The sequence below is a fragment of the Leclercia sp. J807 genome, assembly GCF_009734465.1.
Classification (GTDB): domain Bacteria; phylum Pseudomonadota; class Gammaproteobacteria; order Enterobacterales; family Enterobacteriaceae; genus Enterobacter.
This window is the reverse complement of sequence record NZ_CP046446.1, coordinates 4,155,248-4,170,263: the sequence shown is the minus strand read 5'-3', so window position 1 is coordinate 4,170,263 and position 15,016 is coordinate 4,155,248. Positions and strand designations below refer to the sequence as shown.

General features: G+C 56.4%; 15 protein-coding genes. 8 read left to right on the top strand and 7 right to left on the bottom strand.

Annotated elements, in window-relative coordinates; translation table 11 throughout:
* The first annotated feature begins 31 nt into the window (after positions 1-31).
* On the top strand, positions 32-1,477 hold the full coding sequence (gene tldD / locus GNG26_RS19735) for a metalloprotease TldD (RefSeq protein ID WP_103824959.1): 1,446 nt from the start codon (positions 32-34) through the stop codon (positions 1,475-1,477).
* 34 nt (positions 1,478-1,511) lie between these two features.
* Here tldD and aaeR read toward each other — a convergent pair whose 3' ends face one another.
* The gene (gene aaeR / locus GNG26_RS19730; RefSeq protein WP_156239832.1) at positions 1,512-2,435 is read right to left on the bottom strand and encodes an HTH-type transcriptional activator AaeR; all 924 of its coding nucleotides are present in this window, start codon (positions 2,433-2,435) and stop codon (positions 1,512-1,514) included.
* 177 nt (positions 2,436-2,612) lie between these two features.
* Here aaeR and aaeX point away from each other — a divergent pair, with 177 nt between their 5' ends.
* From aaeX to GNG26_RS19705, 5 genes are all read left to right on the top strand, one after another.
* Entirely contained in the window at positions 2,613-2,816 is a 204-nt protein-coding gene (gene aaeX, locus GNG26_RS19725) for a p-hydroxybenzoic acid efflux pump operon protein AaeX (RefSeq protein ID WP_032614553.1), read from the top strand.
* 7 nt (positions 2,817-2,823) lie between these two features.
* Entirely contained in the window at positions 2,824-3,756 is a 933-nt protein-coding gene (aaeA, locus tag GNG26_RS19720) for a p-hydroxybenzoic acid efflux pump subunit AaeA (protein ID WP_103824986.1), read from the top strand.
* A gap of 5 nt (positions 3,757-3,761) precedes the next feature.
* Positions 3,762-5,729, top strand: a complete 1,968-nt coding sequence (gene aaeB, locus GNG26_RS19715) for a p-hydroxybenzoic acid efflux pump subunit AaeB (RefSeq protein WP_156239831.1) — start codon at positions 3,762-3,764, stop codon at positions 5,727-5,729.
* 87 nt (positions 5,730-5,816) lie between these two features.
* Positions 5,817-7,271, top strand: coding sequence for an NAD-dependent succinate-semialdehyde dehydrogenase (locus tag GNG26_RS19710; RefSeq protein WP_103824956.1), 1,455 nt, complete (start codon positions 5,817-5,819; stop codon positions 7,269-7,271).
* A gap of 44 nt (positions 7,272-7,315) precedes the next feature.
* The gene (locus tag GNG26_RS19705; RefSeq protein ID WP_103824955.1) at positions 7,316-7,585 is read left to right on the top strand and encodes a barstar family protein; all 270 of its coding nucleotides are present in this window, start codon (positions 7,316-7,318) and stop codon (positions 7,583-7,585) included.
* Positions 7,586-7,646: 61 nt separating this feature from the next.
* On the opposite strand, the gene yhcN (GNG26_RS19700) is transcribed toward GNG26_RS19705, so the two are convergent.
* The 3 genes from yhcN (GNG26_RS19700) to argR all read right to left on the bottom strand — a co-directional run bounded on the left by yhcN (GNG26_RS19700) (position 7,647) and on the right by argR (position 9,134).
* Positions 7,647-7,910: a peroxide/acid stress response protein YhcN gene (gene yhcN, locus GNG26_RS19700; protein WP_103824954.1), complete on the bottom strand. Its 264-nt coding sequence runs from the start codon at positions 7,908-7,910 to the stop codon at positions 7,647-7,649.
* Between the two features lie 112 nt (positions 7,911-8,022).
* Entirely contained in the window at positions 8,023-8,286 is a 264-nt protein-coding gene (gene yhcN / locus GNG26_RS19695) for a peroxide/acid stress response protein YhcN (protein ID WP_103824953.1), read from the bottom strand.
* Between the two features lie 377 nt (positions 8,287-8,663).
* Positions 8,664-9,134, bottom strand: coding sequence for a transcriptional regulator ArgR (gene argR, locus GNG26_RS19690; protein ID WP_103824952.1), 471 nt, complete (start codon positions 9,132-9,134; stop codon positions 8,664-8,666).
* Positions 9,135-9,538: 404 nt separating this feature from the next.
* On the opposite strand from argR, the gene mdh reads away from it, so the two are divergent.
* A complete protein-coding gene (gene mdh / locus GNG26_RS19685; protein WP_103177218.1) occupies positions 9,539-10,477 on the top strand; it encodes a malate dehydrogenase in 939 nt (312 codons plus the stop codon).
* Between the two features lie 68 nt (positions 10,478-10,545).
* Here mdh and degS read toward each other — a convergent pair whose 3' ends face one another.
* The 3 genes from degS to zapG form a co-directional block, all read right to left on the bottom strand.
* Positions 10,546-11,613 carry an outer membrane-stress sensor serine endopeptidase DegS gene (degS, locus tag GNG26_RS19680; protein ID WP_103180994.1) on the bottom strand — a complete coding sequence of 356 codons (1,068 nt, stop codon included), beginning with the start codon at positions 11,611-11,613 and terminating at the stop codon, positions 10,546-10,548.
* Positions 11,614-11,701: 88 nt separating this feature from the next.
* Entirely contained in the window at positions 11,702-13,069 is a 1,368-nt protein-coding gene (degQ, locus tag GNG26_RS19675; protein WP_114316571.1) for a serine endoprotease DegQ, read from the bottom strand.
* 170 nt (positions 13,070-13,239) lie between these two features.
* Positions 13,240-13,638 (bottom strand): Z-ring associated protein ZapG, encoded by a 399-nt coding sequence (zapG, locus tag GNG26_RS19670; protein WP_103177216.1) that lies wholly within the window; start codon positions 13,636-13,638, stop codon positions 13,240-13,242.
* A 190-nt stretch (positions 13,639-13,828) separates the two neighbouring features.
* Between zapG and zapE the strand changes: the two genes are divergently transcribed.
* On the top strand, positions 13,829-14,953 hold the full coding sequence (gene zapE / locus GNG26_RS19665) for a cell division protein ZapE (protein ID WP_156239830.1): 1,125 nt from the start codon (positions 13,829-13,831) through the stop codon (positions 14,951-14,953).
* The last annotated feature ends 63 nt before the right edge of the window (positions 14,954-15,016 follow it).

Here is a 15,016-nt window from a genome sequence, read left to right as displayed (position 1 = left end):
CTGTGGACGGCAACGAACGAGTAGCAAAACGATGAGTCTGAACCTGGTAAGTGAACATCTGCTGGCAGCGAACGGCCTGAGCCATCAGGACCTGTTTTCCATTCTTGGTCAACTGACCGAACGCCGTCTCGACTACGGCGATCTCTACTTTCAGTCGAGCTATCACGAATCCTGGGTTTTAGAAGACAGCATCATCAAAGATGGCTCGTATAACATCGACCAGGGCGTCGGCGTACGTGCCATTAGCGGTGAGAAAACCGGTTTTGCCTATGCGGACCAGGTTAGCCTGACCGCGCTGGAACAGAGCGCGCAGGCAGCCCGCACCATCGTGCGCGAGAGCGGCGATGGCCGGGTGAAAACCCTGGGCGAAGTGCAGCACTCTGCGCTCTATACCAGCGTCGATCCGCTGCAAAGCATGAGTCGTGAAGAGAAGCTGGATATCCTGCGCCGGGTGGACAAAGTCGCCCGGGCGGAAGACAAGCGCGTGCAGGAAGTCTCGGCCAGCCTGAGCGGCGTGTATGAACTGATTCTGGTGGCGGCAACCGACGGCACCCTGGCCGCCGATGTGCGTCCGCTGGTGCGTCTCTCCGTCAGTGTGCTGGTGGAAGAGGATGGCAAACGCGAGCGTGGCTCCAGCGGCGGCGGCGGTCGTTTCGGTTATGAATGGTTCCTCAATCCGGTGGATGGCGAAGTGCGTGCCGACGCCTGGGCGAAAGAGGCGGTGCGCATGGCGCTGGTTAACCTCTCTGCCGTGGCGGCGCCTGCGGGTACGCTGCCGGTGGTGCTGGGTGCGGGCTGGCCTGGTGTACTGCTGCACGAAGCGGTAGGCCACGGTCTGGAAGGTGACTTCAACCGCCGCGGCACCTCTGTGTTCAGCGGTCAGGTAGGGGAGCTGGTGGCCTCGGAACTCTGTACCGTAGTGGATGATGGCACCATGACCGACCGTCGTGGCTCTATCTCCATCGACGATGAAGGCACGCCGGGCCAGTACAACGTGCTGATCGAAAACGGCATCCTGAAAGGCTATATGCAGGACAAGCTGAATGCGCGCCTGATGGGCGTTGCGCCAACCGGCAATGGCCGTCGCGAATCCTACGCGCACCTGCCGATGCCGCGTATGACCAACACCTATATGCTGGCGGGTAAATCCACGCCGCAGGAAATTATCGAATCCGTTGATTACGGGATCTACGCGCCGAACTTCGGCGGTGGCCAGGTGGATATCACCTCCGGTAAATTTGTCTTCTCAACCTCAGAAGCCTATCTGATTGAGAAGGGCAAAGTGACCAAAGCGGTGAAAGGTGCCACCCTGATTGGCTCCGGCATCGAAGCGATGCAGCAGATCTCAATGGTGGGTAACGATCTGAAGCTGGATAATGGCGTCGGTGTCTGCGGTAAAGAGGGGCAGAGCCTGCCGGTGGGTGTCGGCCAGCCAACCCTGAAAGTGGATAACCTGACCGTCGGCGGTACCGCGTAATCTTGTCATCCTGACCCTCTCCCGCGGGAGAGGGTTACTCCTTCCTTCCCCGCATCTCCTGAAACAGCGTCGCCACCTGCACAAAATAGTCCGTCAGATAGTTAATGCACACCTGCACCTTCAGCGGCAGTTTGTCCTTTTGGGTATAGACCGCGTAAACCGGACGTGGATCCGACTGGTAACGTGGGAAGAGGATCTCCAGTTCCCCGCTGTTGATCTCGTTGATCACCCACATCAGCGGCACATAGGCGATCCCGGCTCCGGCCACCAGCCAGCGGGAGATGGTCATCGGATCGTTAGTCACAAAACGCCCCTGCGGCAGCAGCTTTGTTGACAGACCCTCTGGCGCAGTCAGCTCAAATTCATTATCCGGACGCACGCTGTACTCCAGCCAGGCGTGATTGCTGAGATCCGCCGGTTTTTCCGGGATCCCCGCTCTGGCGAGGTACTTTTTCGCCGCGCACACCACCATCGGCATGCTCCCCAGACGACGCGAAAAGAGGCTCGAATCCTGCAAAGCCCCGACGCGGATCACCACATCCAGGCCATCGGCGATCAGATCCGGGGCGGGAATACCGGTGACCAGATTAACCGTCAGCCCCGGATACTCCTGCAACATCTCGGCGGTCATTCCCGCCAGGACATTTTGTGCCATAGTTGAAGAGCAGCCGATGCGCAGCGTGCCGATGGGGGTGTTATTGAAAGCGTAGAGTTGTTCATGCACCGACTGGGCTTCATACAACATTCGCCGACAGCCCTGGTAATAGATTTTCCCGGCCTCCGTCAGGCCGAGACTGCGGGTGCTGCGGTTGAGAAGCTTTACCTGGAGGTCATCTTCCAGTTTGGCAACGGTCTGGCTGATAGAAGAGACGCTCATCTGTAGTTGCCTGGCCGCGGCGGTAAAAGAGCCCAGCTCAACGACTTTGGCAAAAACTGACATCCGTTTTAGACGTTCCATTATTCACTCTGGCTTAAAAGTGATTTAGATCACATATGATAGATAACAGCATAACAGTTACGCTAATATATTATTAATACATTATAGCTACGCCACTCTCGCCCGGCTTTTCTGGCCACTTCTGCGGTGGTGTACGCTGAATAATTCTTTCGCCTGCTCGCTCTAATCAAGGTCAACATGAGTCTGTTTCCCGTTATCGTGGTGTTCGGTTTGTCGTTCCCACCGATATTCTTCGAACTGCTTTTATCACTGGCGATTTTTTGGCTGGTGCGAAAGGTGCTGGCTCCAACCGGGATCTATGATTTCGTCTGGCACCCTGCATTGTTCAATTCCGCGCTCTATTGCTGCCTGTTCTATCTGGTATCGCGCCTGTTTGTTTGAGGTAGATGTGAAAACACTAACAAGAAAAGTCTCCCGTACCGCCATTACGCTGGCACTGGTCATCCTCGCGTTCATCGCTATTTTCCGCGCGTGGGTTTACTACACCGAATCACCGTGGACGCGTGATGCGCGCTTTAGCGCCGACATCGTCGCCATCGCCCCGGATGTGGCGGGGCTTATTACCGCCGTCAATGTGCATGATAACCAGCTGGTCAAAAAGGACCAGGTGCTGTTCACCGTTGACCAGCCTCGTTACCAGAAAGCCCTGGAACAAGCGGAAGCGGATGTCTCCTATTACCAGGCGCTGGCCGCGGAAAAACGCCGCGAGGCAGGGCGGCGTAATAAGCTGGGGGTGCAGGCGATGTCCCGCGAGGAGATTGACCAGTCCAACAACGTGCTGCAAACCGTACTGCATCAGCTGGCGAAGTCCGAGGCCACGCGCGATCTGGCGAAGCTCGATCTCGAGCGTACCGTCATCCGCGCCCCGTCCGATGGCTGGGTGACCAACCTCAACGTCTATACCGGTGAATTTATTACCCGCGGCTCCACCGCCGTGGCGCTGGTGAAACAGCACTCCTTCTATGTGCTCGCCTATATGGAAGAGACCAAGCTGGAGAACGTCCGTCCGGGCTACCGGGCGGAGATCACTCCGCTGGGCAGCAACCGCGTCATTAAAGGGACGGTCGACAGCGTGGCGGCAGGGGTGACCAACTCCAGCGCCACCCGCGACAGCAAAGGGATGGCGACCGTCGATTCCAATCTGGAGTGGGTGCGTCTGGCGCAGCGCGTGCCGGTGCGTATTCGTCTGGATGAGCAGCAGGGCGACCTGTGGCCAGCGGGTACGACGGCGACAGTGGTGATCACCGGTGAGAAAGACCGGGATGCCAGCCACGACTCGCTGTTCCGCAAAATTGCCCACCGTCTGCGCGAGTTTGGTTAATCGCCATGGGTATCCTTTCCATCGCCAATCAGCACCTGCGCTTCGCGATTAAGCTGGCCTTCGCCATTGTGCTGGCGCTGTTTGTCGGGTTCCACTTTCAGCTGGAAACGCCCCGCTGGGCGGTGCTGACGGCCGCGATTGTTGCCGCCGGCCCGGCCTTTGCGGCGGGGGGCGAACCTTACTCTGGCGCCATCCGCTATCGCGGGATGCTGCGTATCGTCGGCACCTTTATCGGCTGTATCGCGGCGCTGACCATCGTGATCCTGATGATCCGCACCCCGCTGCTGATGCTGATGGTGTGCTGTATCTGGGCCGGTTTTTGTACCTGGATCTCCTCCCTGGTGCGGGTGGAAAACTCCTACGCCTGGGGCCTTTCCGGCTATACGGCGCTGATCATTATCATCACCATTGAGGCCAACCCGCTGTTGACGCCGCAGTTTGCCGTTGAGCGCTGCAGTGAGATCGTGATGGGGATCGTCTGCGCGATCGTAGCGGATCTGCTGTTTTCTCCGCGCTCGATCAAACAGGAGGTGGATCGCGAGCTGGATGCGCTGATCGTTGCCCAGTATCAACTCATGCAGCTCTGCATCGAGCACGGCGACAGTGAAGAAGTGGATAATGCCTGGAGTGCGCTGGTACGCCGTACCACCGCACTGGAGGGGATGCGTAGCAACCTCAATATGGAGTCGTCGCGTTGGTCGCGGGCAAACCGCCGCCTGAAGGCGCTTAATACCGTCTCCTTAACCCTGATCACCCAGGCCTGTGAAACCTATCTGATCCAGAACACGCGCCCCGAGGCGATCACCGGGACCTTCCGGGAGCTGTTTGCCACCCCCGTTGCCACCGTTCAGGACGTGCATAAACAGCTCAAACGCATGCGCCGGGTCATCGCCTGGACCGGCGAGCGTGATACCCCGGTGACTATCTACACCTGGGTTGGCGCGGCGACGCGCTACCTGCTGCTCAAGCGTGGCGTGATCGGCAACACTAAAATCAGCGCCACCGAAGAGGAGGTATTGCAGGGTGAAGTGGTGGTGAAAGCCGAGTCGGCGGAACGTCACCATGCGATGGTTAACTTCTGGCGCACCACGCTCGCCTGTATGCTGGGTACGCTTTTCTGGCTCTGGACCGGCTGGACCTCCGGCAGCGGTGCGATGGTGATGATCGCGGTAGTCACCTCGCTGGCGATGCGTCTGCCTAATCCCCGGATGGTGGCGCTCGATTTTCTGTACGGCACGCTGGCGGCGCTGCCGCTTGGTGCCTTCTATTTCCTGGTGGTTCTGCCCTCGACCCAGCAAAGCATGCTGTTGCTCTGTCTGAGTCTCGCGGTTATGGCCTTCTTTATTGGTATCGAGGTGCAGAAGCGACGCCTCGGATCGCTGGGGGCCCTGGCCAGTACCATCAATATTCTGGTGCTGGATAACCCAATGACTTTCCACTTCAGCCAGTTTCTCGACAGCGCGCTGGGGCAGATTGTCGGCTGCTTCCTGGCGATGATGGTGATCCTGCTGGTGCGCGATAACTCTCAGGCCCGAACTGGCCGCGTACTGCTGAACCAGTTTGTTTCTGCCGCCGTCTCGGCGATGACCACCAATACCGCCCGGCGTAAAGAGAACCATCTGCCTGCGCTCTATCAGCAGCTCTTTTTACTGCTGAACAAGTTCCCGGGCGATATCGCGAAATTCCGCCTGGCCCTGACGCTGATCATCGCCCACCAGCGTCTGCGCAACGCGCCGATTCCGGTAAATGACGATCTTTCCGCCTTCCACCGCCAGCTGCGCCGTACTGCCGATCATGTGATTTCAGCGTCCAGCGACGATAAGCGCCGACGCTATTTCACGCAGCTGCTGGCGGAGCTGGATATCTATCAGGAAAAACTGCGTATCTGGGAGGCGCCGCGACAGGTGACCGAACCGGTGCAGCGGCTGGTGGGCATGCTGCATCGTTACCAGAATGCCCTGACCGACAGCTGATCCTTCCGAAAACCGACGCCATAAGCGTCGGTTTTTTTGTGACTATACTTATTCGGGCAAGTACTTAAACCCAGAATGGGAGGATACATGACTACCCAGTCTCTTCAGGATAGTGCGCTATTTCAGACCGGATATTTAGTCGATGGCGTATGGAAAACGCTCGATACCACATTCGATGTACTTAACCCGGCGACCGGGGCGGTAGTAGCCCAGGTGGCAAAAGCAGGCAAGAAAGAGACCGAAGAGGCCATCGCCGCCGCAAGCCGGGCTTTCCCGGCCTGGCGTGCCAGAACCGCAAAAGAGCGTTCGGCCATTCTCTATCGCTGGTATGAATTAATCATTGAAAACAAGCAGTGGCTTGGCCAGCTGATGACCACCGAGCAGGGCAAACCGCTGAAAGAGGCGGAAGGGGAAGTGGAGTACGCGGCCAGTTTCATCCAGTGGTTTGCCGAGCAGGCCAAACGCGCCAACGGCGAAATCATCCCTCCTGTTAAACCCGGCTCCCGCATTCTGGCCACCCGTGAGCCGGTTGGCGTGGTGGCGGCTATCACGCCGTGGAACTTCCCGATGGCGATGCTGACCCGCAAGCTGGGCCCGGCGCTGGCGGCAGGCTGTACCGGGGTGATAAAACCGGCCAATAACACGCCGCTTAGCGCCTTTGCGCTGCTCACTCTGGCTAAAAAAGCGGGTGTCCCGGACGGCGTACTCAACGCGGTGGCCGGAAATACCGCTGAGATAAGCGACGCGATCATGTCCAGCCCTGAGGTGCGCAAAATCTCCTTTACCGGCTCGACGGCGGTGGGCAAAACCCTGATGCGCAATGCCGCCGAGACCATGAAAAAAGTCTCAATGGAGCTGGGCGGGAATGCGCCTTATATCGTCTTTGACGATGCCGATATCGATGCGGCGGTGAAAGGGGCGATTGCCAATAAATTCCGTAACGCGGGTCAGGTCTGCGTCAGCGTTAACCGCTTCTATATTCAGGAGTCGGTGTATGAGGCATTTGTCAGCAAACTCGTGGCTGCCGTGAACGACTTAAAAGTGGGTGACGGTCTGGAAGAGGGGACCGTTGTCGGGCCGTTGATTGAACCCGCCGCAGTGAAAAAAGTGCGTGAACATGTGGAGGATGCGGTCGCCAAAGGAGCCACGGTGCTGGCGGGCGGCAAAGCCCATGCCCTCGGCGGCAACTTCTGGCAACCGACGGTATTGGGAAACTGTCATGAAGGGATGGCGCTTGCCAGCGAAGAGACCTTCGGACCCGTGGCGGCCTGCTTCCGATTTACCTCCGAAGAGGAGGTGATCCAGCGTGCCAACAATACGCCGTTTGGCCTGGCTGCCTATTTCTATACTCAGAATTTGCAGCGGGTGTTCCGCGTTTCGCAAGCCATTGAGAGCGGGATGATTGGGATTAATGAATGCGCGGTCTCTACCGAACTGGGGCCGTTTGGCGGGGTGAAAGAGTCGGGGCTGGGCCGCGAAGGGTCAGTACTGGGACTGGAGGAGTTCCTGGAAGTGAAAACCCTGCATATCGGGGGATTATAATCGACGGGGCGGCAGAAGCCGCTCACCTGGACGGGGTGGCTGGCATGAATATCTATACGTTTGATTTTGATGAAATCGACAGTCAGGAGGATTTCTACCGTGAGTTTTCACGGACCTTCGGCATAGGTCAGGAGAGGGTGACGGATCTGGACTCCCTGTGGGAAATAGTGACCAGCAGCCAGTTGCCGCTACCGCTTGAAATCGAATTCATCCATTTACCGGAAAAGCTGCGCAGACGTTTTGGGGCGCTGATCCTGCTGTTTGATGAGGCGGAAGAGGAGCTGGAAGGGCAGATTCGCTTTAACGTACGTTAGTGCGGGGCATAAAAAAGCCCCTGCAAAGCAGGGGCAAGTCGTATATCAATACGACGAGGGTTTATTTGTACAGCTCAGCGGTCGCGTGCCAGTGGTCACCGGTGTTCAGTTCGGTGACGCGGTAGCTGCTGGCGCCCGCCTTTTCAGCTTTTTCCGCCAGAGCCTGACGGATATCCATCGGAGAACCGGCAACCTCATTAACAGAGATACTTCCCATCGATTGCAGGCCTTGCGCCTGGTCAGCGTTTACCTGGTGTACGGCTGCGCCGGCACCAAATGAGAGAACGGAAGCGAAACCAGCGGCGATGATTAATTTAGTGTTCATAGTCTTTACTCCTGGAGTGCAGGCTCAACGGCAGGAAGGGTTGTGCTGCTATTTTTATGCCTGATGCCGTTGAACAGAGATATCGGGTAGTACGGGTAATGCTCGGTACGGCTTATTTGTACAGCTCAGCAGTGGCGTGCCAGTGGTCACCTGAACGCGCTTCGATAACGCGATAAGCAGAGGCACCCTGTTCCTGTGCTTTTTTGTTCAGCATCTGATTCATGTCCATCGGAGAGGTACCGATAGCACCGACGGAAACCGTACCGATAGATTCACGGGACTGGGCCTGCTCAGCGTTAATCGCATCGGCGGCAAAAGCACCGAAAGACAGGACAGACAGAATGCTTAGTGTGGCTACGGTAGTTTTGATTTTCATGATTCTCTTCCTCGTCATATTCTTTACTGGGGTCTTCGTTTCGTGACCCTCATCACAAAATCAAGTATACACTAATAACGCCAAAAATTAATACCATGCTAATTGTTTCTTGTGTAATCACGTATTAAGCAAAATGCTTTTTATAACCACATGGAATAAAAACCAGAAGATTAAGCGGAGTTCAGAGGTTTATTTCTATTAAAATTAAGGGGATACGCGAATTTGATTATTCGTGCGATCTCGCGGTTTATCATTCACTGGGTGAATGCATTGGGACAGAAAAACGCACTATTTGTTAAATTACAGATAACAGATTGTAGGGAAAAACGAGGCGGGAGCAGAAGGTTCCCCGCCGCGAGTGGCAGCGGGGAAGGGGATCAGAGTTCCTGTTCGAACAGCACCAGAATGGCTTCGTAGAGATCTTTCACCGAGAAACCATTGGCCGGGGTCGTGAAGATGGTATCGTCACCAGCAATAGTGCCGAGGATACCTTCCGCTTTACCCAGCGAGTCGAGCAGGCGCGCAATCAGTTGTGCTGCACCCGGGCTGGTGTGGATCACCACCACAGCATCGTTATAGTCGATATCCAGTACCAGATTCTTCAGCGGGCTCGACGTGGTCGGAACGCCCAGTTCGGCTGGCAGACAGTAGACCATCTCCATTTTGGCGTTGCGGGTACGCACCGCGCCGAACTTGGTTAACATGCGGGAGACTTTCGACTGGTTGATGTTTTCGAAACCCTCATCCTGTAGAGCCTGGACAATCTCCCCCTGGGAACTAAATTTTTCTTCTTTAAGCAGCGCTTTAAACGCTTTAACCAATTCTTCTTGTTTAGAAGAGATTCGCATAAATCACCCGAAATATAGCGGTAGAAACAACATTATTATGCACATGGATGAATTTTTATGCAAATTATCTGCCCAATCTTAGGCTGAAATAATGTTATGAAAGGGAGTGATTTTATCAAAATTCGTTATCAAGGAACATGCCTGCGTCACGCCTCGCAAATAACCTTAAAAGTAAATTAAATGTTATCAAATTGATGTTGTTTTGGTGGCTGGCGAGGGTGTATTGTAACCACCTCTTGATTCGTTGCTTAGTTATCGCATAACGCCCGATAGCTTTCCGGCAGAAGCGAAAAGCGCGTGACCGCTAATTCCTGATACATCACGATTGTAATTATTGATCTGCTGAATTAAGGTCGCCGCGACGGAGTAACAGAAAGTTAGCTCACCATAATAAGGAGTTTAGGATGAAAGTCGCAGTCCTCGGCGCTGCTGGCGGTATCGGCCAGGCGCTTGCCCTACTACTGAAAACTCAGCTGCCTGCAGGCTCAGAACTCTCCCTCTACGATATCGCCCCGGTAACACCTGGTGTGGCGGTAGACCTCAGCCACATCCCGACGGCTGTTAAAATTAAAGGCTTCTCCGGTGAAGATGCTCGCCCGGCGCTCGAAGGCGCAGACGTGGTGCTGATCTCCGCAGGCGTGGCGCGTAAGCCTGGTATGGATCGTTCCGACCTGTTCAACGTGAACGCGGGTATCGTTAAGAACCTGATTCAGCAGGTTGCTACTACCTGCCCGAAAGCCTGCATCGGTATCATCACTAACCCGGTTAACACCACTGTGGCTATCGCGGCAGAAGTGCTGAAAAAAGCGGGCGTGTATGACAAGAACAAACTGTTTGGCGTGACCACGCTGGACATCATCCGCTCCAACACCTTTGTGGCGGAACTGAAAGGCAAACAGCCAACCGAGCTCGAAGTCCCGGTTATCGGCGGCCACTCTGGCGTGACCATTCTGCCACTGCTGTCCCAGATCCCAGGCGTGAGCTTCACCGAGCAGGAAGTGGCTGACCTGACCAAACGTATCCAGAACGCCGGCACCGAAGTGGTGGAAGCGAAGGCGGGTGGCGGTTCTGCAACCCTCTCTATGGGCCAGGCTGCGGCACGTTTCGGTCTCTCTCTGGTTCGCGCCCTGCAGGGTGAGCAAGGCGTGGTGGAATGCGCTTACGTTGAAGGTGACGGCGAGCACGCACGCTTCTTCTCTCAGCCGCTGCTGCTGGGTAAAAACGGTATCGAAGAGCGTAAGTCTATCGGCACCCTGAGCGCGTTTGAACAGCAGGCGATGGCTGGCATGCTGGAAACCCTGAAGAACGATATCGTTCTGGGCGAAGAGTTCGTTAACAAGTAAGCGACGCGCTTCCCGTCAGGGCAATAAAAAACCGGAGCATGGACTCCGGTTTTTTTATGCCTGCCAACTCAGTTGGTGGCCGGGTATTCCTGAATGGTCACCTGCAGGGTCAGTTTCTTATCATCACGCATCACTTCCACCGGGATGATAGAGCCAGGCCTGATCTCCGCCACCTGATCCATGGTTTCCAGCGCCGATACGGCCGGTTTGCCGTTCACCGAGACAATTACGTCGTTAACCCTGATACCCGCTTCTGCCGCCGGGCCGCCAGGGGTCACTTCGTTCACCACAATCCCCTGGATCTGATCGATTCCGCCACCCTGAGAATGCAGCGGAGCAATCTCACGCCCGCCAATGCCAATGTAGCCGCGGATCACGCGTCCGTCGCGAATCAGCTTATCCATAATCTTGTTGGCGAGCTGGAACGGGATGGCGAAGCCGATCCCTTCGGGCGTTTCCCCGTCGTTGCTCTTATCAAACGAGAGGGTGTTGATGCCCATCAGTTCGCCCAGCGAGTTCACCAGCGCGCCGCCGGAGTTGCCATGGTTGATGGAAGCGTCCGTCTGCAGGAAGTTCTGCCGTCCGGATGGGTTCAGGCCGATACGCCCGGTGGCGCTGATGATCCCTTGGGTAATGGTTTGACCGAGGTTATAGGGGTTGCCAATCGCCAGCACCACGTCGCCGATATGCGGCGTCCGCTTACGGTTGATGGGGATAACGGGCAGCCCGCCCGTGGCGTTGATTTTGAGGACTGCCAGATCCGTCAGACTGTCGGAGCCCACGAGCAGTGCTTCAAAGACGCGGCCATCCTGCAACGCCACGATGATCTGATCGGCATCGTTGATCACATGTTTGTTGGTAATAATGTAGCCGCGTTCATCCATGATCACCCCGGAGCCAAGGGTACGGATCTCCAGCTGATTATGGCTGGTGCTGTTCAGCCCACGGTTATAGACGTTAACCACCGCAGGGGCGGCGCGGCGTACTGCCTGGTTATAACTGGCAGGCGTTTCATCTGCGCTGTCGAACTGCGGCGCAGCCAGCTGATTGAACTGACGTAAAGAGGGCATCGCGGCCAGTAACAGGCCACCTACTACCAGGCCGATGGCGACCGAACGAATGAGCTTAAAAACCATGATACGGGCGTCGTTAAAGGGAGAACGCAAGCAGCATAACATGACTTATCCGGACATCACACGGGGCGATGTCCGGACAGGCACAGGCTTAACGCAGCAGAATATAGAGCGTATCGTTACCACGCACGATCTGCAGGGCGATAACGGTAGGTTTGCTCTCCAGCACCTTGCGCATTTCGGCGATAGACTGCACGCGAACGCGGTTCACCCCGATAATCACATCGTCCTGATGAAGCCCAGCCTGCGCGGCAGGGCTGCTCTTCTCAACGCTGTCGAGAGTGATGCCTTTGGTGCCATCTTTTAACTGCCCGTCGCTTAAGGTCGCCCCCTGTAGCGCAGGAGCAATCATCTCTGCGCTGGCCGATGAAGAGGTGCTTTTATCGAGCGTGACCTGCAGATCCAGCGGCTTCCCGTCACGCAAAATGCCGAGCTTAACCGTCGCACCCGGCTCCGTAGTGGCGATGCGCGAGCGCAGTTCGGCAAAGCTGCTTAACGGTTTATCATTCAGGCTGACAATCACGTCCCCGGATTTCACGCCCGCTTTTGCGGAACCGGAATTCGGCAACACTTCGCTGACGAAGGCGCCGCGCTGCACGTTCAGGTTGAACGCTTTGGCGATATCCGCGCTCATCTCGGTGCCTTTAATACCCAGCAGGCCACGTTTCACTTCGCCAAATTCAATCAGCTGCTGGGCCAGCGTGCGGGCCATGTTGCTGGGAATGGCAAAGCCAATCCCGACGCTACCGCCGCCAGGGGCCAGGATGGCGGTATTAATGCCTATCAGCTCGCCGTTCAGGTTCAGCAGCGCGCCGCCGGAGTTACCTCGGTTAATGGAGGCGTCGGTCTGGATAAAGTTTTCCAGCCCTTCAAGATTCAGCCCACTGCGGCCCAGCGCGGAGATAATGCCGGAGGTGGCGGTCTGGCCGAGGCCGAAGGGGTTACCCACCGCCACCGCGAAATCGCCGACGCGCAGCTTGTCGGAGTCAGCAATGGCGATTTGCGTCAGGCCGGTTGGGTTTTGCAACTGCAGCAGGGCGATATCGCTCTGATCGTCACCGCCAATCAGTTTGGCATCGAACTCCCGGCCATCATTCATCTGCACGCTGATTTTATCGGCATGGCTGATGACGTGGTTATTGGTCAGGACATAGCCCTTCGCGGCGTCGATGATGACCCCGGAGCCCAGACCTTCAAAGGGCTGTCCCTGCTGGTCAGGGGCCTCATCGCCAAAATACTTTTTCAACTCTTCCGGAATACGCTGGCTCTGCACCGCAGTGCCTTCGACCTGTACGCTCACGACGGCGGGCAGGACTTTCTCCAGCATCGGCGCCAGGCTCGGCAGGGCGGCCTCGCCGGGAACCTGCGAAGGGAGTGCGGCGGCCAGCGGATACGAGGCCGACAGGGATAAACCGATACTCAATGCTAACGCGCTCAACAGCTGATTTTTTTTGTTCATTTATGCTGGCTCTCGCAACCTGGAATGAAGGGATAACGGCCCTGAAACAGACTGATGTTATTGAATTTTAAAACGCTGAACAATGAGGTGTTTGACTAAATAATAGCTGGGGTCAGGAAGAAAGGACGGGCGCAAAGGCTGCGCCCGTAAAATTTATTTTCGATCTGCGATTAGTCGCGCTTTGCGCCACCGCGCAGCAGGCCGGAAGCCCCTTCGGAGTAGTCACGTGGCATCTGTACAGGCGCTTGATCGTTACTGGCTTCGGACTCGGCCAGACGGTTACGGAACGGATTGTTTTCCGCGCTCATCTCCGGCAGCAGGCTGCTGGAGCTTTTCGCCATGTGCTGATAAAGCTGACGGTAGTCATGCGCCATGTTGTCCAGCAGCTCGGCGCTCTGAGCAAAGTGGCTGACCAGCTCTTCACGATACTCGTCCAGTTCAGCTTTGTTCTTTTCCAGTTCGTACTGCAACGCCTGTTGCTGACGCAATTTGCGATTACCAAAACGCATGGCCACGGCGCCGATAGCGATGCCGACGACTAAACCAATTAGCGCATATTCCCAGGTCATGAACTTCTCCCGTTGTCTTGTGGTTCCGTAGGGTGTTGGCTCGGCTCCATGCCAGGGCCTGATTATGCCACTATAACCGCTATTTCCTTAGAAGTGGAATCCCGCCGCATCATCGCGTACTGTAGAACGGCCTTTTTTTCGTCAACTGAGCCGTCTGACGGGTATTAATTGAAGGAATAACAATAACATTATGCAAAGTCTCTCCCCTACATCGCGTTATCAACAGGCCCTGAGCGAGGGCTCCCACCAGCCAGATGAGGTACAGCGTGAAGCGGTAAGCCGTCTGGACGGCATCTGGCATGAGTTGATGGCCCGGCCAGCCGAAGCTGCGCCTTCCGGTGGGTTAAAAGCCGCATTTGGACGGTTGCTGGGCAAGAAAGCGCCGCAGAGCGTCACGCCAGTGCGCGGCTTATATATGTGGGGGGGCGTCGGGCGCGGCAAAACCTGGCTGATGGATCTTTTTTACCAGAGCCTGCCGGGGACGCGTAAGCAGCGTCTGCACTTTCACCGCTTTATGCTGCGGGTGCATGAAGAGCTGACGGCCCTGCAGGGGCAGAGCGATCCGCTGGATATTGTCGCTGAGCGTTTTAAAGCCGAAACCGATGTGCTCTGCTTCGATGAGTTTTTTGTCTCGGATATTACCGACGCCATGCTGCTGGGCGGATTAATGAAAGCGCTCTTTGACCGGGGTATCACCCTGGTGGCGACGTCAAACATTCCGCCAGATGATCTCTACCGTAACGGCCTGCAACGTGCCCGCTTCCTGCCTGCTATCGCGGCGATTAAAGAGCATTGTCACATCATGAATGTGGATGCTGGCATCGACTACCGTCTGCGTACGCTGACCCAGGCCCATCTGTGGATTTCGCCGTTGAATGACGACACGCAACAGCAGATGGACAAGCTGTGGCTGGCGCTTGCTGGCGCAGAGCGGGGTAACGCCCCGGTGCTGGAGGTAAACCATCGTCCCCTGCAAACGCTGGGCGTCGTCAACCAGACCCTCGCCGTGTCGTTTGCCACCCTCTGTGTCGATGCCCGCAGCCAGCATGACTATATTGCGCTCTCGCGCCTGTTCCATACGGTGATGCTGTTTGAGGTGCCGGTGATGACTACGTTGATGGAGAGCGAAGCCCGACGTTTTATCGCGCTGGTGGATGAGTTCTACGAACGCCACGTGAAGCTGGTGGTGAGCGCAGCCGTGCCTTTATATGAGATCTATCAGGGGGAGCGGCTGAAGTTTGAGTTCCAGCGCTGCTTGTCACGCCTGCAGGAGATGCAAAGCGAAGAGTATCTGAAGCGCGAGCATATGCCGTAATAAATGCCACCCTCTCCCCGTGGGAGAGGGCAACAGACCGCGCTTTTCCCGCCCCTGGAAAAA